Source organism: Ruoffia sp. FAM 24228, from assembly GCF_045528575.1.
Taxonomy (GTDB): Bacteria; Bacillota; Bacilli; order Lactobacillales; family Aerococcaceae; genus Ruoffia; species Ruoffia halotolerans.
The window spans coordinates 1-22,503 of record NZ_JBGQQZ010000042.1 but is presented as its reverse complement, the minus strand read 5'-3'; the positions used below and the strand labels follow the sequence as shown (position 1 = coordinate 22,503).

Below are 22,503 nucleotides of genomic sequence, written 5' to 3'. Positions count from 1 at the left end.
CTACTCCCGAACCAAAGCGATTAAAGACGATCCATCTTTTCGGTTCCTATCAACCACGTCTAAGTTTGATTTTTTAAAACGAGGCAGTAAGGATTATTACGAAATACGTTTCCGAGTGGTTAGACTCAAGCTAAGTGAAAGCACCTACGAGTGCTTGATAACAAATCTTGATGACAACTTTACACCCAATGACTTAAAAGAATTATACCATTTACGGTGGGGAATTGAGACTTCTTTTCGTGATTTAAAGCATTCAGTTGATTTAGAATACTTACATACAAAAGAAAGCAGCCAAATCTATCAAGAAATATATGCAAGATTAATTACTTACAATTTCACCATGAGGTTAGTTGGACAAGTAAAATTTCCTAAAAAGAAACGACATTGGGATTATCAGGTAAATGTTAAGATGGCTTTTAGGCTATATCGCCGATATTTAAATGACATGTCGATAGATATTATGCGATTAATCTCATCTTATATCCTTCCAATTCGAGAAGGTAGGAAGTTTGAACGATTAAAATTCCGAAGAGGCTTTGTTGGTTTTCATTATAGATAATTTTTTTTTGAAAAGCAGAAGACTTATTTGACATGCCTTCCAATAGAAAAATAACTTGTTTAGAATAAAAAAAGCCAAAGACGCCTCTTCTTCACACTATTTCATGTGAAGAAGAGGCGTCTTTATATAACGATAGGAATTCATTTCCCCTTAACTTAATGACATTGATATATATACGGCTTTTTCGTTCTGCAAAGCTCGCAAAACAGCCTTTACTCTTGCCTCGAGAAGAAACAACTGTGTCGAGTTCCCAATGCCCGAACTCTTTTCGATTCTTCACAGATTTGGGGCGTTTTGAGATGGGAGTGCCGATATTAAACTTTCCTCGCGTTTCTTGAGGCTCTCGACTTTTTCCTTTGTGTCTTAAGACAGTTAGGGGCACCTTTAAGATATCTTGGTAAATCCAGTTATAGATGGATTTAAAGGAAAGTTTTCCCTGATAATCTCGTCCAACAATTTGTTCAGGTGACCATGTACATTCTAATTTATCTTGAATGTCTTTAAGTAGCCCGAACGTGTACTTAGGATTTCTACCCTTAAGACGTGCACGTTGATTGGCACCTTCATGGGTATCCAGAGCTTGGTATTGATCTGAAGGGCATCGTTTAAGTTCTCGATAAATCGTTGACCGATGGCGCCCGATTAATTGGGCAATGCGATTAATTTTAAAGCCTTCTTGATAGAGTATTTCTATTTTTGAACGTTCCTCTATGGTAAGATATGTGTAGCTCATAACAGACCTCCGTGTTTATGTTTTTGTCGTTACTAACATTTTACACGAACCTGTTATGGGTTTCTTTATTTGTCGCACTTAATTTTACAATTCATCATATAATAATAAATTTGAAAAGGGAGTGTTAACACTCTCTTTTTTGTATAATGAGAAGGCAAAGGGGGGTAAACATGAAGAAAATTACTAAAGAAATAGTCGTAGACACAATACCTATCAGAGATAAAGATACGTATAAAAATAAAATGGGGCGCATATTATGTGTTGGAGGTAATCATGAAAAGGGTGGAGCCATTATCATGAGTGGTCTGGCTGCTTTGTATTCTGGCGCAGGATTAGTGACTGTCGCGACGGATCCAGTGAACCGGACTAGCTTACATACGCATGCGCCAGAAATTATGTTTGTTAATATGTACGAAACTGAAAGCTTGATTCAAGCAGTAAAAGACAAAGATGTGATTGTGATTGGGCCGGGTTTAGGGCTAAGCGAAGTGAGCCAAACAATCCTTGAAACGATTCTCAAATCAGCGACTAACGAGCAATATCTAATTATCGATGCTGATGCGATTACGCTGCTTGGTGAAGGGAAAGTCAAGCGAGAAACCAATGCCCATTGTATCTTCACACCTCATCTCGGTGAGTGGCAGAGGCTTACAGGTCTAGATAAAAATAAATTAACAGTAGATAGTAATCAACAAGCTCAGAAGGATTTACAAAGCACAGTTGTGTTAAAAGGATCACCTACACAAGTGTATATTGACTCGGATGTCTTTGAAAACACAACAGGTAACCCCTCACAAGCGACCGGCGGGATGGGAGATACGTTGACTGGGATTCTAGCTGGTTTCATTGGACAAATACCGAATGTCAAACAAGCAATTCTTTCAGCTGTGTTCATTCATAGCTACATTGCGGATCAATTAGCAGAAACTCATTATGTCACATTACCAACGCAAGTGATTCGAGAATTACCAAAAATGATGAGAACCTTTGCAGACGCAAAATATTAAACAAGTGCATAAAAGGCTACTGACGAGTAATCCGGTCAGTAGCCTTTTATATGTAAATAATTATTTATTTCTCAAACGTAAGGCATTGAGTAGTACAGAAATTGAACTTAAACTCATCGCAGCCGCAGCGAACATTGGACTTAATAAAGGTCCATCGAAGAAGAGGTAAAGTAAGCCCATCGCGATTGGAATCCCAATCGTATTGTATCCAAAGGCCCAGAATAAGTTTTGCTTAATGTTACGAATGGTTGCATGACTTAAGCTGATAGCTTTTGGGACATCACGTAAATCATCATGCATTAAGACGGTATCAGCCGAATCCATAGCTACATCGGTACCAGAACCAACTGCCATCCCGATATCTGCTTGAGCTAAAGCAGGCGCATCATTAATACCATCCCCAACCATAATCACTTTCTTACCTGCATTTTGTAACTCTTGCACAATAGCAGATTTATCTTCTGGCATGACTTCACTTAGAATGCGGTCAATACCAAGTTCTTCCCCAACAATATTGGCTGTGTATTGGTTGTCACCAGAGGCCATAATAACTTCAAGACCTAAGTTTTTTATCTCTTTAATTGCTTGGCTCGATGTTTCCTTAATAGGGTCCATAACAGCAACAATTCCAATCACTTCATTATCTAAAGCAATATACATCGGTGTTTTAGCTTCATTGGCTAATTGTTTGACTTGTGCCTCTAATGAACTAGGTACTTCACTTAGAGAGTCCATTAATTTTTTATTCCCAATCGCAATTTCTCTGCCTGCTATGTCTGCTTTAATTCCGCGTGCAGTTATGCTTTCAAAGTGATCGGTTGGCAGTAAGTTAATTTCTTTCTCTTCACTATACTTCACAATGGCTGATCCTAGTGGATGTTCAGAAACCGATTCTGCTGAAGCAACCAGTTGTAAGATGTCATCTTTATCAAAGCCTTCGTTAATGATGAAATCTGTAACAGTTGGTTCACCTTCTGTAATCGTTCCGGTCTTATCTAATAGAACAGTCGTTGCGTTATGTATGTTCTCAAGCGTTTGTCCGTTTTTAATTAAGATACCTTGGCTCGCGCCATTTCCAGTCCCAACCATGATTGCTGTGGGAGTCGCTAAACCTAGGGCGCAAGGACAAGCAATAATTAAAACACTAATAAAGATATTTAAAGCGAAATTCAGTGGTTCACCCATCACAAAGAACCAGAATAAACCAGATAGAATCGCAATAATAATAACGATAGGTACAAAGTATCCTGAGATAACATCGGCTAATTTCGCAATTGGTGCTTTAGAACCTTGAGCATCTTGAACCATACGAACGATTTGAGAAATCATCGTATCTTGTCCAATACGAGTAGCTTTATATTTAAAAGCTCCCATCTTATTGATACTTGCGCCAGTGACTAAGTCACCAACTGTTTTTTCAACAGGTAGACTTTCACCTGTTAACATGGACTCATCAATGCTCGAATGACCTTCAACCATTTCACCATCGACAGGTAAGCTTTCACCAGGTCGAACTTGGATAATATCTCCAATATTCAACATTTCAACAGGAATCGTCTCAACTTCTCCGTTCTCACGTACGACACGAGCTGTATCGGGAGCTAATTCCATTAAGCTTTTAATCGCTGAGGATGTTCGTCCTTTAGCCAGTTCTTCCATATATTTACCTAAGGTCATTAAAGTTAAGATGACTGCGGCCGATTCAAAGTATAATTCTAAATGATCATGCGTATTCACTTGTCCAAAAAGGATTAAAGCAGTCATCACGATTCCTTGTAAGTATGCCGCACCCGTACCAACAGCAACTAAAGAATCCATATTTGGATGTCCATTAAATAATGTTTTGAACCCCCGTTTAAATATATCGAAACCAAAATATAAGACGGGAGTCGTTAATATTAATTGTAATACCGCATTGGCCCCCGGATGAATACTTGGATCAATCACTTGCGGTAAAGGCATTCCAACCATTGGACCCATAGTGAGTATGAAAAGGGGGATGGTAAAGATAGCCATCTTAATTAATGTTTGTTTCATCGAGTTTAACTTAGTTTCTTTACGTGCTTGATCTACTTCGTACTGCTCTTTGGCAGTTAATGCTAGCTCAGCTTGATAACCTGCATCAGCCACGGTTTCTTGGATTAATTGAGCGTCTGCAGTCTCTTCCCAAGTTACAGATAATTTTTCAGTAGCTAAGTTAACGGAAGCAGAGTGAACTTGTGGGAGTTTCGCCACTGCTTTTTCAACAGTTTGTGCACAGCTCGCACAAGTCATTCCAGTCACAGAAAAGTTTTGAAAAGTATCATCTGAACGAGCAGGTTCAGTTTGAGTAACCAACGTATAGCCTGCGTCGGATACCGCTTTAGAAATATCATCGAGTGATAGTTTTGACTCATCAAAGTCGACACTTACTTTTTCTGTTAATTGATTCACTGAGGCTTCATTGATACCATCCAATTTATTCACAGCTTTTTCAACAGAAGTCGCGCATGCAGCACAGTGCATGCCTTCAATGGCATAAGTTTTCAATAAATAAACCTCCTATTCTTAATTAAAGTAATTGGTAACCAGCGTCAGTTACAGCTGTTTGCATGCCAACTTTTGAAACAACAGTATCATCATATGTAACATCTGCTGTTTTATTGGCAAAATCGACCGTGGCTTCAGATACACCATCAAGATTTGATAAAGTGTTTTGGATTGTTTTACTGCAATTCATACATCCCATACCTGCGACTTCAAATTGTTCTTTTTTCATATTAATGTCTCCTTTTATTTAATTTATTATTTATTAATGTAAATGACAGTGGCATTGTCCAACAGCACATTCACAAGCTACTTCTTCTGGTGCTGTGAGTGCTTTTGTTTGGAGTTTTGATATTAGCTCCTGAATTTCATCTTGCGATAATTGATTTGTGTCAACAAGGTGACTAATGAGGCTGCCGCGTTCTTTCGTACATATCGAGTCGAAGACTTTATCGGCTTTTAAACGATTGGCCTCGAGTTCTGAAATACCTGGTTTGTATTTTAAAACCGTATCGGTTTTTATTTTTTGAATATTTTCTTTGTTTACTAAACGGTTTATGAGTGATTTTACCGTTCCTTCTTTCCAATCGAGAATGTCTAACACCCGGTCAATGATTTCTCGACTTGTTAAAGGAGCATCTGCCCATAACACGCGCATCACTTCCCATTCTGAATCGGAAATGTTTAAATCTTGAATACTTAATTGTTCAGTCATAATTTCCCTCCTAACACGGGGTTGCATTTGTAACCTAACTTTAGTTTACACGTGTAACCTGAATAAAGCAAGAGCAAATTACAAGCTTTTTAAATTTATTTAAATATACTAGAACTATGGATTATAAAACGCATAGACACAATATATAGTATTGGGTCGAATCTTGAAGCACAATATTTAGTTTTATTCAAGGTTTAATTTTGAAGGTAACCATGCTAATATATAGTATTAAAGAGGACGGTGTAGTGATGAAAATTATATATATGTCTGTCATAGGCAATACACGACGTTTTGTTGAAAAGTTAGAAATGGACTCTTTGGAGTTGTCTGAAGTGAATGCATTTTCTGAAATAGACGAAAACTTTATTATGATCGCACCAACATATGCAATTGAAATGACTGATATTTTGAATGATTTCCTAGAGACTGGCGATAATTTATCATATTGTCAGGGCGTCATCGGCGCAGGAAACCGAAATTTTAATGAGCTTTACTGCTTTACAGCAGAAGATATTGCACTCGATTATGATGTTCCATTATTGTATCGATTTGAGTTTCAAGGCTCGGATAATGATGTAAAAAAAGTGAAGGAGATTGTGACTGAAATTGAAAACACCAACTATGTCTAAAGCACCCAATGAAATTACATATTTCAAATTAAATAACGAATTAAATATTCCAGTAGACAATAAAATCCCATTAGAGAAAGATAAAGAGGCGGTGCGTGCATTCTTCTTAGAGCATGTGAACCCTAATACTGTGTTTTTCTATACATTAGATGAAAAATTAGATTATTTAATTGAACATGACTACTTAGAAGTAGGTTTCTTAAATAAGTATGACCGTGAATTCATTAAGAAATTAATGCAAACAACTTATGAGAAGAAATTCCGTTTCAAATCATTTATGGGCGCACATAAGTTTTATAACCAGTACGCTTTAAAGACGAATGATGGGGAAAGATACTTAGAACGTTTCGAAGATCGTATTGTGTTTAATGCCTTATTCTTAGCGGACGGGGACGAAGTTCTTGCAACAAATTTACGTGATGAATTAATCGCTCAACGCTTCCAACCTGCAACACCAACATTTTTAAATGCTGGACGTAAACGTCGTGGTGAGATGGTATCTTGTTTCTTAATTGAGATTAGTGATGATATGAACTCAATCGGACGTAGCATCAACTCTGCCTTACAATTAAGTAAGCGTGGTGGAGGCGTAGGTCTAAACTTATCAAACTTACGTGAAGAAGGCGCACCGATTAAGAAAATCGAAAACGCGGCTTCAGGTGTTGTACCAGTTATGAAATTATTTGAAGATTCATTCAGCTACGCCAATCAATTAGGACAAAGAAATGGTGCTGGAGCGGTTTATTTATCAATCTTCCATCCAGACATTGTCCGCTTCTTATCAACTAAGAAAGAAAATGCGGATGAGAAAATCCGTGTGAAAACTTTATCGCTTGGAGTAACGGTTCCGGATAAATTTTATGAATTAGTTGCAGAAGATGCTGATATGTTCTTATTCAGTCCTTATGATGTTGAACGTGTTTATGGCGAGCCTTTTGCTTATGTGGATATTACGGAAGAGTATGAGAACATGGTTCAAAATAAAGAAATCCGTAAATACAAAGTCAAAGCACGTGAATTAGAGAACGAAATAAGTAAATTACAACAAGAATCAGGCTATCCATATATTATTAATATTGATACAGCCAATGATGCGAACCCAATTGATGGGCGCATTGTAATGTCTAACTTATGTTCAGAAATTTTACAAATTCAACAACCATCAATTATTAATGATGACCAAACCTTTGAAGATGAAGGAATTGATATTAGTTGTAACTTAGGTTCTACAAATATTGTGAATATGGTCGATTCACCTGACTTTGCTAAATCAGTGGATACAGCTGTCCGTGGTTTAACATTCATTACAGATCATACCAGTATCGATGCTGTACCAAGTGTGCGTAGAGGGAATGAATTAAATCATACCATCGGTTTAGGTGGCATGGGACTTCATACGTTATTCGCAATTAATCAAATCTATTACGGATCTGATGAGTCATTAGAATTAACAGAAGCATATTTCTATGCGTTAAACTACTGGTCATTAGTATCAAGTAATCAAATTGCACGCGAACGTGGTGAAACTTTCTATAATTTTGAAAATTCTGATTATGCTAATGGTTCATACTTTGATCGTTATATTGAAGAACCATTTGTTATTGAAGATGAAAAAGTAAAAGAAATCATGAAAAATGTGCCACTTCCAACTGCAGAAGATTGGGAAGCGTTAAGAGATATGGTTCAAAAAGATGGACTATATCATGCTTACCGTCATGCGATTGCACCAACTGGAAGTATCTCATATGTAAACGAGACAAGTGCGAGCTTACACCCAATTACACGTCTAATTGAAGAGCGTCAAGAGAAGAAAACGGGTAAAACATATTACCCAGCGCCACAATTATCAAATGATACGATTGACTACTATGAGTCAGCTTACGATATTGATATGCGTAAAGTCATCGATGTGTATGCAGCGGCTCAAAGACATATCGATCAAGGAATGTCTTTAACGTTGTTCATGCGTTCAGAATTACCTGAAGGGCTTTATCCTTGGAAACGTCCTGGTGAAAGAAAGATGAACACGAGAGATTTAAATATCCTACGTAACTATGCTTGGAACCAAGGCATTAAATCAATTTACTATGTTCGTACATTTACGGATGATGGCGATGAAATTGGAAGTAATTATTGCGAGAGCTGTTCAATTTAATAAGTTTTATAAAGGAGAATAAATGCATGGTAGAACCAAATTACATAGCGATAAATTGGAATGATATCGAAGATACCGTTGATAAATTAACTTGGGAAAAGCTGACTGAGCAATTTTGGTTAGATACACGTATTCCAGTATCGAATGATTTAGATGATTGGCGTCGTCTTTCAAAAGCAGAACAAGATATGTTAGGGAAAGTCTTTGGTGGGTTAACACTTTTAGATACACTGCAATCTGAAGAAGGGGCTGTTGTCTTATTAGATGATGCAAGAACACCACATGAAAAATCTGTTTTAAGTAATATCCATTTTATGGAAGCAGTACATGCTAAATCGTATTCAACGATTTTTATTACATTGAATACAAACTCAGAAATTGACTCAATCTTTGATTGGACGAATACGAACGAATTAATCCAATTCAAATCGGATAAAATTAATGATGCGTACCAAAATGGTACACCGCTACAAAAGAAAGCGGCAAGTGTCCTACTTGAATCATTCTTATTCTATTCAGGTTTCTACGCACCATTATGGTATTTAGGAAACAACAAAATACCTAACGTAGCTGAAATCATTAAACTTATCCTACGTGATGAATCTGTTCACGGAACTTATATTGGTTATAAATTCCAATTAGGCTACAATGAGTTAGGCGAAGCAGAACAAGAAGAATTAAAAAACTGGGTCTTTAACTTACTATTTGAATTATATTCAAATGAAGAAAAATACACGTCTCATTTATATGATGAATTAGGTTGGACAGAAGACGTAAACACATTTGTTCGCTACAATGCGAATAAAGCTTTACAAAATATGGGCTTCGAACCTTTATTCCCTGATACAGCTGAAGATGTGAATCCGATTGTTATGAATGGTATCTCAACAGGAACAAGTAACCATGACTTCTTCTCACAAGTTGGGAATGGTTACCTACTTGGAGAAGTTCAGGCTATGGAAGATAATGACTACAAGCAATGGGCAATTAATGACCGTCGCAAACAACGTATGCAATACCGTCAAGAGAAGAAACGTCGCCGTGAAGAAGCGAAAAACGCTCAAGCGTCAGCAAAAGCAACAGATTAAACTTATAAACTCAATGAGGGATCACAAAAGTGATTCTTCATTGAGTTTTTTATGTTCAAAAAGCCAGTCAACATGTAATTAGTGGTTTTAGGCATGAAAACCCTTTATAATGAAGTATAAGAGAGGTGTGATAGCGTGAAGAAATGGAAATGGGGAATATTGTTTCTAACTGTATTTTTCCTATATGCATGTGAATCTCAAGAACAGTCAACTACTACGTATCCTGACGCCAACTACACAACCGAAATGGCCCAAGAAACTGACGAAAATGTCAGTCGCCAACAAACAAATGAAGATCGAGATATTATCTACGCGGCCAATGTGATTTATCAAACGATTCGTTATGATGAAGCGAAGCAAAGTATTGAAGAAATTATTGAGGCCAATAATGCTTATATTCAATATCAAGATGAATCAATGAATGAATACAGTTATGCAGAAAGTTCTCAGTCGCTCACATCATTAAGTTTGACGATCAGAGTTCCTCGAGACAATTATGAAGAGACGCTTACACAGTTTGAAAACAATGACCAAGCTCAACTTATTCAACTATCACGCGGTTCTCAAGATGTAACCCAACAAGTTCAAGATATTGAAATTCGTATCGAAGCGATTGATTCTAGAATTGACCGACTGAATGAACTTAATGATCAAGCAGAGTCCGTTACGGATTTAATTGAAATCCAAGGCGCTTTAGAAGAAGCAATTGCGAGTCGGGATAGTTTATTAGCAGAACAATCTTCTGTCTCCGCAGAAGTTGAAAATGCAACGATACACTTGAATTTACAAGAAGTTGTTGAGTTATCTGATGGAAGTGAAAGTCAATTGACTTTCTGGAATCAAATTGTCGCAGCCTTTAACGATACTTGGGAAAATTCAATTGAAGCTTTCCAATGGGGGATTTTAACAATTATATTCTTAATCCCTTACATCATCGTGATTATTATCATAATATTAATCATACGATATGTCTTGCGTCCATTGTTTAGAAAAATTAAAGATGTCTTACCAAAGAGGAAAAAGAAAGCTATAAGTGAGGCTAATAGAGAAAAGAACAACTTTAATACAGAAGATTGAGTAAAACAGTTTCAAAAATTGTAAAAAACGTGTAATATTAAGTAGTAAGCGTTTATTATAAAGTTAAATTATGGGAGGAATATCTAGAATGGATATGTTTAAATCGTTATCACAGAAGATTGAAGGAAAAAAGGTTAAAATTGTTTACCCTGAAGCTACTGATCCACGTGTTTTAGGAGCAGCTGTTCGTCTACATTCAGATAAATTAGTAGAACCAATTTTATTAGGAAATCCTGCTGAAGTTGAAGCAATTGCTACAGAACGTAACTGGAACACTGGTGATTTAACAATCATCGATCCTAACAACTATGACGAATTCGATGCAATGATCGCATCTTTCGTAGAACGTCGTAAAGGTAAAAACACTGAAGAGCAAGCACGTGAAATGTTACGTGACAATGCTTACTTCGGAACAATGTTAGTTTACATGGACTTAGCAGATGGATTAGTGTGTGGAGCTCAATACTCAACAGGTGATACTGTTCGTCCAGCACTACAAATCATCAAAACTCGCCCAGGTGTTAAATTAACAAGTGGTGCGTTTGTTATGGTTCCACCTAACAATGATGGTGAACGTTTAATCTTTGCTGACTGTGCGATTAACATTAACCCAGATGCACAATCATTAGCTGAAATTGCTGTAGAAAGTGCTCAAACAGCTAAAATGTTCGATATCGATCCTAAAGTTGGTTTATTAAGTTTCTCAACTAAAGGTTCTGCAGCTTCACCAGAAGTTGACAAAGTCGCTGAAGCTACTCGTATTGCGAAAGAATTGGCTCCTGACTTAGCTATCGATGGAGAATTACAATTTGACGCAGCTTATATTGAATCAGTTGCTGATAAAAAAGCACCTGAATCAGAAGTTGCTGGTAAAGCGAACGTATTCGTATTCCCAGAAATCCAATCAGGTAACATTGGTTACAAGATTGCTCAACGTTTAGGTAACTACCAAGCAGTTGGTCCAATCTTACAAGGTTTAAACAAACCTGTTTCTGATTTATCTCGTGGATGTGTCGAAGAAGATGTTTATAAAGTTTCAATTATTACTGCTAACCAAGCAATCATGTAATTGAGTCTTTTCACTCATAAATAAGCGAGAGCTAGAAATACTACCGAACGGTAGTGTTTCTAGCTCTTTTTGTTGTGGAGAGGGAACTGTAGAGCTTATTTCAGGGAGAACGGCTCGGTGACCGTAGTGGACCGGCTTCAGCTAATCATCTAGCGTTGCTAGCTGATTGAGCTTCCGTCTCGTTGTGCTACTAAATCCTTACGTCGCTACCGCTCCTACGGCTTCATGTATGCCCAATCGTCCTGGTACTACGGTACCTCACCATTCTCCCTTCAATAAGCAACGATAGCTGTGTATTAAACAGAGTTTTCTATATTTATGTGATTATGGTGCTGAACTTAAATTTTGCATAATTCCGTGACGTTCATGTTATTCCTAATGCTGTCAATGGCTTAAGTATATGTACTCTAAGTTGTATTATTGTGAAAGATGAATATTTTGTTATAGAATTTAATAGAGGCACGCATTAAACAGAATATATAAATGGAGGAGATACTATGTCTAAAGTTGAAGTAGGTGGGCTAATTGTCTTGTTTGGGGCAACGGGTGACTTAGCTGAGCGACAATTGTACCCAGCTTTTCACCAACTATATCAACGTGGCCAGTTAACGGAGGAATTTGCGATTATCGGAGCGGCCCGCACTCAATTCACTGAGAATGAATTTAAGGAACATGTAAGAAAAGCTGTTGAAGCAGGGAGTAATTTTACTGAGTTCGAAGAATCATTTTTAGAACACATTTATTACCAACCAGCTGACAATACAAAAGTACAAGATTTTGAAAAACTCATGACGAAAATAAAAGAAGTTTCAACGACGCATAATACATCCGATCGATTTTTATATTACTATTCTATCGCTCCAAGTATTTACGATGAGACGACAGTAAATTTAAAAGAGTCAGGTATTACTGGTTTAACTGGAGAGCATCGTGTCGTTGTTGAGAAGCCATTTGGCTATAGTTTAGAATCAGCTAAAGAATATTATCAAATATTAAAAAAATCATTTAATGATGAAGAGATTTTTTTAATTGATCATTTTCCTGGGATGGATTTTGTCCAAAATATATTGGCAACTCGATTCTACAATCCCTTTATTGAAGGTATTTGGAATAATAAATTTATCGAGAACATTCAAATTAACTTACCTGAACGTCTAAAAGTAGGGGACCGTGGTGCATTCTATGATGAGAATGGTGCATTGTTAGATATGTTCCAAAACCATATACTGCAAATACTTTCATTCATTATTATGGATTTGCCTGAGAAGTTAGAAAAAGATGCGATACATAGTGAGAAGCACGCAGCCTTAAGTCAAATACCAACATATTCGAAAGAGGAAGTGAAAGAGTTTGTTGTTAGAGGTCAATACTCAGCAGATGCTGAAGGGGAGTATAACCATTACCGCGATGAACCAGATGTAGCGGAAGATAGTAGTACGGAAACATACATTGCGATTCAATTATCTGTCGATAATGAGCGTTGGGAGGGTGTTCCTATTTACGTTCGTACAGGAAAAGCGTTAGTTGAACAATTTTCTTCGGTTGATATTATATTGAAAGAGAGAAATGGTGATTCAAACGATACACCAAGTAGGCTCACTTTTTATATTGAACCTGGTAAAGGTTTGGCAATGGTTTTAAACCAGAAAGATATTGAATCGAATATGGAACCAATCACGACATTTATTGGTCCAGACCAAAATACATTCGGGAAAGAGTACGTTCCAACGCCTTATGAAAATTTATTACATGATGCATTAGAAGGGGATAATACGTTGTTTAGTTCTTGGGAAGAAGTGCAAGAACAGTGGCGCATTACTGATGCGATTAAAGTGGCATGGGATGATATGTCAGATCCTGCGTTTCCAAATTATCAAGCGACGTCCTTTGGACCAAGTAGCGCGGATCGATTATTGACGAGAAATAATCACGAGTGGATTAAACGCGTAAATATAAATGAGTAGTATACAAAAAGAGCGTCTGATTTAAGTCAGACGCTCTTTTAAATTGTAAAGTATTGCTTATTCAGGAACTACGTTAATTGGGATTTCATCGATAGTACCGTAGTACCAATCAATTTCATCTCCTGCTTCTAATGTTTGAGAAACAACACCTAGTTGTGCGTATTCACCATTGTATACGTAAGTCCATGTATTACCTACAGTATAGTCATTTTCGTAGCCTTCAATTGAATCAACAACACCTTCAGTTTCGTTGAAGTTAAATGTTAATTCTTCGTTTGATTCTAGAGCTTCTAAAACGCTAAGACCTTCAGCATCTTCAACTGAGAATTCAGCGATTGGCGCTTCTTCACCTGATATATAGAATGCGAATGTTGCTGCTGTTTCGCTAGCTTCTTCTGTATCTTCAGTTGCAGATTCGCCTTCTTCAGTTGTACCTTCACCATTGTCAGATGCTGCTGCGTCTGATTCTTCAGAACCTTGTTCTGCGCCTGATTCCTCGGTTGCTTCGCTTTCTGCGTCTCCAGAAGTACTTTCAGTTGACTCTGTAGATTCTGTTGATACTTGTTCAGTTGACTCAGCTGGAGCACTCTCTGCTGGCTGTTCTTCAGTCGAACTTTGACAAGCGACTAGTAGCAATGCTAAAGTCGGTAGAGTAATTAATTTGATAAATTTTTTCATAAAACTGCCTCCTTACGTTAATATGTTATAGGTATAAATTATCAGTAAAACGGCATAAAGTCAAATGATTCGCAGTTTCAACACACTTTGTTTATAATTGGCTTATTAAGAATAAAGCGTGAATTTTTTTAGAAGTACAAGGAGATTATATATAATGTCATACAAAATTACACATTCTGCTGAGGAAACGAAACAAATCGCAGCAGAATTAGCGCAATTGATAGAACCTGGTAAAGTCATTAGCTTAAAGGGAAATCTAGGAAGTGGTAAAACTACATTTTCTCAAGGATTTGCGAAAGCTTTAGGAATTAAAAGAGCGGTGAAAAGTCCAACATATACTATAGTGAAGCACTATCCACTAGATGAACAAGGGAAGCTTTTTAATCATATTGATGCCTATCGCCTCGAAGAGGGTGGAGCTGAATCGATTGACTTGGAAAATTTTATAGACGATGATACGATTACATTAATAGAGTGGGCAGAATTTGTCATTGATTATATGCCAGAAACTTATTTGGAAATTGAATTAGAGGCAGTTGACAATGATGAACGTAAAATTCAAGTACGAACAGTAGGTCAAAGTGATGACTACGACCAATTAAGGAAAGAATGGACTCAGAACTGGAAAGGATAGTGATTGTGTGAGTAATTACAACAAATACGTACATGAAGCAGAGGACGAGCCAATCGAAACAATCATTAGAGTAGCAGAGCCAATCGATGCAAAGGCAATACTAGGCTTATTAAGACATGTAGGGAAAGATACCCCGTATTTGTCAGTTGGTCCTGAAGGGGCGAATATGACCGTGGATCAGCAAGTAGAATTAATTACGAGATACAATGAATCAGATAATAACATTATGTTAGTAGCAGAATCAGATGATCAGATAGTTGGTATGGCAACAGTTGCTGTCATCGATAATAATCGTCAAAGCCATGTGGCTGAAGTGGGTGTCAGTATTATTAAAGAATATTGGGGCTACGGCATAGGCTCAATTCTCACTGAAGAAATGATTCAATTTGCAAGCTACGCAGATATTAAAGTGCTAACCTTGGAAGTTGTAACAAAAAATATCCGAGCAATTAAATTATATGAGAAATATGGATTTGAAATAGTTGGAACACTATCGAAACGTTTAAGAAATGATTTTCACTATTATGATACTTATGTCATGGAACGGTTGATTGATTAATATTCAAAGAGTTTCTCATCATAGATTTACTTTACTTTTTAAACATAATTAATTAGAATAGATAAGTATTGATTATGAAAGAAAGGTCGAGTTATGGACTATAAGCTATTAAAAGAAGCTCACCCTAATTTAAATATAAAATTTAACCACGCACTGTCAGATTACAGTTATACTAAAACTGGCGGCGAAGCGGATGTTATTGCATTTCCGAAATCAAAAGATGAAGTGAAACAAATTATTGATTGGGCAAAGGAATTTGATGCCCCGTTAACAATTCTAGGTAACCTCAGTAATTTAATCGTTAAAGACGGCGGCATACGCGGTATTGTCATGATTTTAACAGATATGAATGCAATCTCAGTCGATGGTCATTATATTTATGCAGAGAGTGGCGCAGGTATTATTGAAGTAAGTCGTGAGGCCTATCGCCATTCATTAACTGGCTTAGAATTCGCTTGTGGAATTCCAGGTAGTGTTGGTGGCGCGGTATTTATGAACGCGGGTGCTTACGAAGGTGAGATAACGGATATTAATGTAAAGATTGAGGCAATCAATCGCGAAGGACAATTTTTAACTTATACGAATGAAGATGCAGAATTTGCCTATCGTCATAGTATTTTTCAAGAGAATGATAACATTATCTTAGGCGTATCCTTTGAACTTCAACCTGGAGATCAAGAGGCTATCAAAGAAAAAATGGATCATTTAACTGAATTACGTGAATCGAAGCAACCTTTAGAGTACCCATCATGTGGAAGTGTATTTAAACGCCCCGTAGGTTACTATACAGGAAAGTTAATTCAAGATGCTGGTTTACAAGGACATCGAATTGGTGGTGCTGAGATATCTCGTAAGCATGCTGGATTCATCATTAACGTAGGTGGAGCCACAGCAACAGATTATGTTGAGATGATTGAATACATCCAAGAGACAATCTGGAATTTAAATTCAGTTAGACTTGAAACCGAAGTTCGAATTATTGGACGGGAAGCAGAATAATTGAATGAGATATATTAAAACCAACCTAACACATTCTGTAAAAGAATTGCTTAGGTTGGTTTTTTTGTAAATAATATAAAAAGATAGATGGGGGTTAATAGTTATGCAAGAGAGAAAAGTTTATATATTATCAATTAAAAGAACCGCAGTAGGAAGTTTTCTAGGGAGTTTATCTGATTTATCACCCGCTGAGATTGGGTCAAAATTATTAGAAAAGATGTTAGAAGAAGACACGATCGTCAAAGACAAGGTGGATGAAGTAATCATCGGGAATGTCTTAAGTGCAGGTCATGGCCAAAATATTGCCCGACAAGTTTCTGTTAACGCAGGCATTTCAATCAATGTACCAGCTTATGGGGTGAATATGTTGTGTGGGAGTGGTCTAAAAGCCATTAATGAAGCATATAACCATGTGAAACTAGGTGATGCGGACTGTATTATTGCCGGTGGAGTGGAGTCGATGAGCCAAGCTAAATTCGCAACGACAGGCAACATTCGAAAAGGAAATAAAATGGGTGCCTTTTCTTTAGAAGACACAATGTTAACAGATGGGTTAACAGATGCCTTTTCAGGAATTCATATGGGAATAACAGCTGAGAATATTGCAAGTAAATTTGAAATCACTCGTGAAGAACAAGATGAATTTGCCATGAATACGCAAGAGAAAGCAAGACTCGCTCAAAAAGAGGGGAAATTCAAAGATGAAATTGTACCAATAACAGTTCAACAACGTCGTCAAGCGGTCGTATTTGAAGAAGATGAATACATCAATCATTCAACAAATTTAGAAAAGTTAAATAAATTGCGTCCGGCTTTCGATAAAGAAGGGTCAGTCACTGCAGGGAACGCATCAGGAATCAATGACGGGGCAGCTTTTGCTTTTGTTGTCTCAGATGCATTCGTTAAAGAACACAACTTAGAACCATTAGTTGAAGTGTTAGGCTTTGGCCAAAGTGGGGTTGATCCAAAAATTATGGGAATTGGACCAGTTAAAGCAATCAATAGTGTCATGAAGAAGACGGGTTTAAGCTTAGAACAGTTTGATGTTATTGAATTGAATGAAGCTTTTGCATCACAATCGATCGGTGTTATGAAGGAATTGACTAAAGATACGAGCTTAACTTATGAAGCACTCGCGGCTAAAGTAAACCCCAATGGTGGTGCGATTGCCATTGGACATCCGATTGGAGCTTCAGGAGCTCGAATAAGTGCCACCTTGATACATGAAATGAAACGCACTGAGTCCGAATATGGACTGGCATCTTTATGTATCGGGGGCGGCATGGGAATTAGTATGGCAGTTAAGAACGTGTAAACAGACCAAAAATGGTCCATATTATATAAAACATCTGAGAAACTCAACAATTCTAGTAAACATTTACCTAGAGTTGTTGAGTTTTTTGTAAAGGATTATAAACGCTAATATATCAAGCTTTATAGCAAATTAAAAAAAGTAGAATATTGGGAAAAATAATTGTGTCTTACTTAAACACCGTGTGCTATAATTTCATCTCGAAAGACAAATTTTCTTTCAAATCGGTTTCAAAGGAGTCAATAATGACAAAAATTTATGCAGAGGAGAATGTGCATATGGTAAAACAAGGTTATAGTGTGGAGTTGCATGGGGTAACAAAATCCTTCGACGATACACAAGTGTTAAAATCCATTGATATGGAATTAGAGAAAGGTAAATTTTATACTTTATTAGGCCCGTCAGGGTGTGGTAAAACAACGATTCTACGTATTATTGCTGGGTTTACAAAAGCATCATCAGGCCAAGTCTTAATCGATGGTACTGAAGTTACGAGAGTTGCAGCAAATCAGCGGAAGGTTAACACTGTTTTTCAAGATTATGCACTTTTCCCGCATATGAATATCTTTGATAACATCGCTTTTGGCTTGTCTGTCACAGGAGTCGATAAAGCGACGATTAAGGAGAAAGTTTCAGAAATGTTACGTTTAGTGCGCTTAGAAGGGTTTGAAGAGCGTTACATTGATGCGTTGTCAGGTGGACAAAAGCAACGTGTAGCGATTGCGAGAGCACTGATCAATGAACCAGATGTTCTTTTATTAGATGAGCCCTTGTCTGCGCTAGATCTAAAACTTCGAACAGACATGCAATATGAATTGCGCGAATTACAAAGACGTTTAGGAATAACGTTTGTCTTTGTTACTCATGATCAAGAAGAAGCTTTAGCTATGTCGGATTGGATTTATGTCTTAAATAACGGTGAAATTGTTCAATCAGGAACACCCGTCGATATTTATGATGAGCCGATTAACCGTTATGTCGCAGACTTTATTGGTGAGAGTAATATTGTAGCTGCGAAGATGATCGAAGATTATCGGGTTGAATTTGTCGGTCATACGTTTGACTGTGAAGATGGTGGGATACCAAGTGGTGAAGCGGTAGAGGTTGTTATTCGCCCCGAAGACGTTGAAATTACGTCACCTGAAGCAGGTCAATTGATTGCTAAAGTAGATACTCAATTATTCCGTGGTGTCTTTAACGAAGTCATTGCTTACGACGAAGATCATAATGAATGGATGATTCATACAACTAAAAAAGTTGAAACTGGTTCTCGAATCGGATTGCGATTCGGTCCAAGCGATATTCATGTGATGCGTTTCAACGAATCTGAAGAAGATTTTGATGCCCGTTTAGAACAGTATGAAGACTAGAGGTGGGCAATGAATACGAAAAAACATCATTTATTAGCGATACCGTATTACTTATGGATTATATTGTTTGTCATTGCACCGATTCTTTTATTATTGTATCGGTCATTCTTTAATATCGCCGGTCAGTTTACTTTTGATAATTATATTCATTATTTTACGAATCGAAATTATTTGGTTATGACTGCTAGCTCATTTTTATATGCTTTTTTAGTCACATTGGTCACACTTGTTATTGCGTATCCAATGGCGTATTTTTTAACAAAGACAAAGCGTAAAGATTTGTGGCTATTGTTGATTATCTTACCTACGTGGATAAACTTATTACTTAAAATCTATGCCTTTATTGGGATTTTAAGTCAAACAGGACCAATTAATTCATTTTTAACGAATTTAGGTTTTGAATCACAACAGTTATTATTTACGAATATTGCCTTTTTATTAGTGGCGGCCTATATTGAATTACCGTTTATGTTGTTGCCAATCTTTAATTCGATTGATGAGATACCACATTCACTGATTGAAGCAAGTACGGACTTAGGATCAAGTGAATGGGTGACAGTGAGACGAGTAGTGATGCCATTATCGATGCGTGGAGTGAGAAGTGGTGTTCAAGCAGTATTTATCCCTTCTCTATCTTTATTCATGTTAACGCGTTTAATCGGTGGGAACCGAGTCATTACCTTAGGAACAGCAGTGGAACAGCATTTCTTAGTGACCCAAAACTGGGGAATGGGTGCCACGATTGGTGTTGTCTTAATGGTTTCAATGGTATTAGTTATGTTCCTTACTCGTAGCCGTAACGATCAAGGAGGTGCAAGTAATGACTAAAGGAAAATTTAAGTGGTCAAACTTATACATTATCGCAGTATTTATTATATTGTATTTGCCAATTGGATATTTAATAGCCTATTCATTCAATAGTGCTGGGAATATGTCTGATTTTACAGGCTTTACTTTAGAACATTATCAGACATTATTTGCTGATCAGCGGTTATTATCATTTATCATGAATACGTTTATCATTGCCTTACTGTCAGCGACGATTGCGACAGCGATTGGAACTTTTGGGGCGATTGCCATTTATTATGCGCGCTTGAATAGTCAGCGGCAATTTTTATTGAATACGAATAATGTCTTGATGGTCACACCAGATGTTATGATGGGGGCAAGTTTCTTAATATTATTCTCTAGTATATTGCCACTTCGTTTAGGTTTTTGGAGTGTCCTTTTGGCTCACGTAGCTTTTAGTATTCCAATTGTTGTGTTAATGATTTTACCTCGTTTATATGAGATGAATCCGAACATGATTACTGCGGCCCAAGATTTAGGGGCGACGCATTGGCAAATATTATCACGTGTCGTTATACCAAGTATTGTTCGTGGTATTGTATCTGGTTTCTTTATGGCTTTTACCTATTCACTCGATGATTTCGCGGTAACATTCTTCGTTACTGGGAACGGCTTTAGTACTGTTTCGATCGAAGTGTATTCAAGAGCGCGAACAGGTATTAGTTTAGAAATTAATGCTTTAAGTACATTAATGTTTGTACTCGCGTTAGCTTTAGTCTTTGGTTATTATCAAATCCAAACGAGCGATCAAAGACGTATTCGTAAACAAGCCAATAAAAAAGTAGGTGGTCTGCGATGAAACAATTAATGACCATGTTATTAGCGATTTTACTGATTGTTGCTGTGTTATTTGGTTTTAGACATCAGTTAGAAAGTAGTTTAGGACTGACAGATGGCAATACGATTGTCTTTTATAACTGGGGAGATTACATTGACCCAGAATTATTGACTCAGTTTGAGGAAGAGACAGGTTATTCGGTTATCTATGAAACCTTTGATTCGAATGAAGCGATGATGACGAAGATTGAACAAGGCGGAACACGTTATGATGTAGCAGTTCCTAGTGAGTATATGATTGAACAAATGATTGAAGCAGACTTGTTACAAGAGATTGATCATTCATTGTTACCTAACTTAGAGAACATTAATCCGCGGTTCTTGGATTTAGAGTTTGATCCGAATAACCGTTTTTCGATTCCGTATTTTTGGGGAACATTAGGTATTATCTACAATACGAATTATGTTGATGAAAGTGAAGTTCAACAGTGGAATGATTTGTGGAATCCGAAATTCCGTAATAATATTATGATTTACGATGGGGCGAGAGAAGTTTTAGGCGTTGGTTTACAATCACTTGGCTATTCATTAAATGAAACAGATAGTACAAGATTAAGAGAAGCAACGAACAAGATGAAAACTTTGATGCCAAATATATTAGCCCTTGTTGCAGATGAGATGAAGATGCATCTTGGTAACGAAGAAGCGATGATTGGGGTGACGTTCTCTGGAGAAGCGTCCATGGCAATATGGGAGAATCCAGAACTTGCGTATGTCTTACCAGAAGAAGGGTCAAACCTTTGGTTTGATAATATTGTGATTCCTCATAATGCACAAAACGTTGAAGGGGCACATGCTTTAATTGATTTCTTACTTCGACCAGAAGTAGCAGCGCAAAATGCTGATTACGTCGGTTATTCAACACCGAATGAAGCGGCGACGGCTTTAATGGATCCAGAAGTCATTTCCGATGAAGCCTTTTATCCAAGTGAAGATGCTTTAGATAAATTGGAAGTATATCGTGGATTAGGGCAAGAGAAATTAATTGAATATAATGATTTATTCTTAGAAGTGAAGATCGAACCAAGAGACTAAACGGTTTTCCAATAAAAAATAAGAGGATTGATAGATGGTGAGTTATTAGACTTTTCCATTTATTCAATCCTCTTTTGTTGTTATTTAATATATTTGTAATCTTAAAGGAGAATCTTTACATAAAATTTACGAGAAACTTTCATTAAATTTATATTAGCTTGGTATGATAGTAGTAACAAAAGAGGAGGATGGATAATGGTGCTATTGGACAAGCTAAATATTGACATATCACAGAAAAAATTTACCAAAGCTTCATCCTTTATTATTGAACGATTTGTCGTACCTGAAGATCAAGATGGGCTTATTTTGTCATTTCAAATGGCCTATGATTACATTAACTTAATTCTAGTGTATGATAGCAATTATAATTTGAGAGCAGAGACAACTCAAATATACGAGAGACGTGTCATTAAAATTCACGAGAAGGACCTCTATACAAGCAATGAAGCTAAGGCAGGGTTAATTCCTGAGGGTGAGTGGATTATTGCTTTTGAAATCAATAATGAGGAGTTGCCTGACGTTGAATCTTTATGCACGATTGAAGTGACAAGTCATTAATATTTATTAAAATAATGAAAATCTATAAACCTGAATAATTCATAGTTTTACTAATAGTCTTTCCTAACATTGATTTAATAGTCTTTAAAGTAATCTGCTTCATCACCCATTAGGTGATGAAAAAAGACCCCCTTTCTGATATGGTTAATT

Annotated in this window: 22 protein-coding genes; 17 read left to right on the top strand and 5 right to left on the bottom strand. The window is 36.9% G+C overall.

What is annotated here, in order from left to right:
- On the top strand, nucleotides 1-559 hold a 559-nt coding region (locus ACEN33_RS08260), incomplete at its 5' end, for a transposase (protein ID WP_407094868.1).
- 91 nt (nucleotides 560-650) lie between these two features.
- Here the strand turns inward: ACEN33_RS08260 and ACEN33_RS08255 are convergent.
- Nucleotides 651-1,292: an IS30 family transposase gene (locus ACEN33_RS08255; RefSeq protein WP_407090334.1), complete on the bottom strand. Its 642-nt coding sequence runs from the start codon at nucleotides 1,290-1,292 to the stop codon at nucleotides 651-653.
- Between the two features lie 170 nt (nucleotides 1,293-1,462).
- Here ACEN33_RS08255 and ACEN33_RS08250 point away from each other — a divergent pair, with 170 nt between their 5' ends.
- Nucleotides 1,463-2,299 (top strand): NAD(P)H-hydrate dehydratase, encoded by an 837-nt coding sequence (locus ACEN33_RS08250; RefSeq protein ID WP_407090335.1) that lies wholly within the window; start codon nucleotides 1,463-1,465, stop codon nucleotides 2,297-2,299.
- Between the two features lie 60 nt (nucleotides 2,300-2,359).
- On the opposite strand, the gene ACEN33_RS08245 is transcribed toward ACEN33_RS08250, so the two are convergent.
- The 3 genes from ACEN33_RS08245 to ACEN33_RS08235 are packed head-to-tail and all read right to left on the bottom strand — an operon-like array spanning nucleotide 2,360 to nucleotide 5,540.
- Complete coding sequence (locus tag ACEN33_RS08245; protein ID WP_407094867.1) at nucleotides 2,360-4,828, bottom strand: heavy metal translocating P-type ATPase; 2,469 nt, start codon at nucleotides 4,826-4,828, stop codon at nucleotides 2,360-2,362.
- A 22-nt stretch (nucleotides 4,829-4,850) separates the two neighbouring features.
- A complete protein-coding gene (locus tag ACEN33_RS08240) occupies nucleotides 4,851-5,057 on the bottom strand; it encodes a heavy-metal-associated domain-containing protein (RefSeq protein WP_138404096.1) in 207 nt (68 codons plus the stop codon).
- A gap of 33 nt (nucleotides 5,058-5,090) precedes the next feature.
- Nucleotides 5,091-5,540 (bottom strand): BlaI/MecI/CopY family transcriptional regulator, encoded by a 450-nt coding sequence (locus ACEN33_RS08235; RefSeq protein WP_171031274.1) that lies wholly within the window; start codon nucleotides 5,538-5,540, stop codon nucleotides 5,091-5,093.
- Nucleotides 5,541-5,788: 248 nt separating this feature from the next.
- Between ACEN33_RS08235 and nrdI the strand changes: the two genes are divergently transcribed.
- From nrdI to zwf, 6 genes are all read left to right on the top strand, one after another.
- Nucleotides 5,789-6,169, top strand: a complete 381-nt coding sequence (gene nrdI, locus ACEN33_RS08230) for a class Ib ribonucleoside-diphosphate reductase assembly flavoprotein NrdI (protein WP_138404098.1) — start codon at nucleotides 5,789-5,791, stop codon at nucleotides 6,167-6,169.
- Nucleotides 6,162-8,324, top strand: a complete 2,163-nt coding sequence (nrdE, locus tag ACEN33_RS08225; RefSeq protein WP_138404143.1) for a class 1b ribonucleoside-diphosphate reductase subunit alpha — start codon at nucleotides 6,162-6,164, stop codon at nucleotides 8,322-8,324. Before nrdI ends, nrdE begins: the two co-directional genes overlap by 8 nt.
- 26 nt (nucleotides 8,325-8,350) lie before the next feature.
- A complete protein-coding gene (gene nrdF, locus ACEN33_RS08220) occupies nucleotides 8,351-9,412 on the top strand; it encodes a class 1b ribonucleoside-diphosphate reductase subunit beta (protein ID WP_138404099.1) in 1,062 nt (353 codons plus the stop codon).
- 135 nt (nucleotides 9,413-9,547) lie between these two features.
- The gene (locus tag ACEN33_RS08215; protein WP_407094866.1) at nucleotides 9,548-10,489 is read left to right on the top strand and encodes a DUF4349 domain-containing protein; all 942 of its coding nucleotides are present in this window, start codon (nucleotides 9,548-9,550) and stop codon (nucleotides 10,487-10,489) included.
- A gap of 88 nt (nucleotides 10,490-10,577) precedes the next feature.
- Nucleotides 10,578-11,558, top strand: a complete 981-nt coding sequence (gene pta, locus ACEN33_RS08210) for a phosphate acetyltransferase (RefSeq protein WP_171031275.1) — start codon at nucleotides 10,578-10,580, stop codon at nucleotides 11,556-11,558.
- 497 nt (nucleotides 11,559-12,055) lie between these two features.
- On the top strand, nucleotides 12,056-13,522 hold the full coding sequence (gene zwf, locus ACEN33_RS08205; protein WP_138404101.1) for a glucose-6-phosphate dehydrogenase: 1,467 nt from the start codon (nucleotides 12,056-12,058) through the stop codon (nucleotides 13,520-13,522).
- A gap of 57 nt (nucleotides 13,523-13,579) precedes the next feature.
- On the opposite strand, the gene ACEN33_RS08200 is transcribed toward zwf, so the two are convergent.
- Nucleotides 13,580-14,200, bottom strand: coding sequence for a DUF4430 domain-containing protein (locus tag ACEN33_RS08200; RefSeq protein ID WP_407094238.1), 621 nt, complete (start codon nucleotides 14,198-14,200; stop codon nucleotides 13,580-13,582).
- 154 nt (nucleotides 14,201-14,354) lie between these two features.
- Between ACEN33_RS08200 and tsaE the strand changes: the two genes are divergently transcribed.
- From tsaE to ACEN33_RS08155, 9 genes are all read left to right on the top strand, one after another.
- Nucleotides 14,355-14,834 (top strand): tRNA (adenosine(37)-N6)-threonylcarbamoyltransferase complex ATPase subunit type 1 TsaE, encoded by a 480-nt coding sequence (gene tsaE / locus ACEN33_RS08195; RefSeq protein ID WP_407090338.1) that lies wholly within the window; start codon nucleotides 14,355-14,357, stop codon nucleotides 14,832-14,834.
- A gap of 7 nt (nucleotides 14,835-14,841) precedes the next feature.
- Nucleotides 14,842-15,393 carry a GNAT family N-acetyltransferase gene (locus ACEN33_RS08190; protein WP_138404104.1) on the top strand — a complete coding sequence of 184 codons (552 nt, stop codon included), beginning with the start codon at nucleotides 14,842-14,844 and terminating at the stop codon, nucleotides 15,391-15,393.
- Nucleotides 15,394-15,486: 93 nt separating this feature from the next.
- Nucleotides 15,487-16,392: a UDP-N-acetylmuramate dehydrogenase gene (gene murB, locus ACEN33_RS08185; protein ID WP_197105181.1), complete on the top strand. Its 906-nt coding sequence runs from the start codon at nucleotides 15,487-15,489 to the stop codon at nucleotides 16,390-16,392.
- A 103-nt stretch (nucleotides 16,393-16,495) separates the two neighbouring features.
- A complete protein-coding gene (locus tag ACEN33_RS08180) occupies nucleotides 16,496-17,707 on the top strand; it encodes an acetyl-CoA C-acetyltransferase (RefSeq protein ID WP_407090339.1) in 1,212 nt (403 codons plus the stop codon).
- A 275-nt stretch (nucleotides 17,708-17,982) separates the two neighbouring features.
- Nucleotides 17,983-19,074, top strand: a complete 1,092-nt coding sequence (locus ACEN33_RS08175) for an ABC transporter ATP-binding protein (protein WP_407090345.1) — start codon at nucleotides 17,983-17,985, stop codon at nucleotides 19,072-19,074.
- A 9-nt stretch (nucleotides 19,075-19,083) separates the two neighbouring features.
- Nucleotides 19,084-19,902, top strand: coding sequence for an ABC transporter permease (locus ACEN33_RS08170; protein ID WP_197105179.1), 819 nt, complete (start codon nucleotides 19,084-19,086; stop codon nucleotides 19,900-19,902).
- Complete coding sequence (locus ACEN33_RS08165) at nucleotides 19,895-20,722, top strand: ABC transporter permease (protein WP_407090341.1); 828 nt, start codon at nucleotides 19,895-19,897, stop codon at nucleotides 20,720-20,722. Before ACEN33_RS08170 ends, ACEN33_RS08165 begins: the two co-directional genes overlap by 8 nt.
- Nucleotides 20,719-21,795, top strand: a complete 1,077-nt coding sequence (locus ACEN33_RS08160; RefSeq protein WP_407094223.1) for an ABC transporter substrate-binding protein — start codon at nucleotides 20,719-20,721, stop codon at nucleotides 21,793-21,795. Before ACEN33_RS08165 ends, ACEN33_RS08160 begins: the two co-directional genes overlap by 4 nt.
- A gap of 195 nt (nucleotides 21,796-21,990) precedes the next feature.
- Entirely contained in the window at nucleotides 21,991-22,353 is a 363-nt protein-coding gene (locus tag ACEN33_RS08155) for a hypothetical protein (protein WP_407090343.1), read from the top strand.
- The last annotated feature ends 150 nt before the right edge of the window (nucleotides 22,354-22,503 follow it).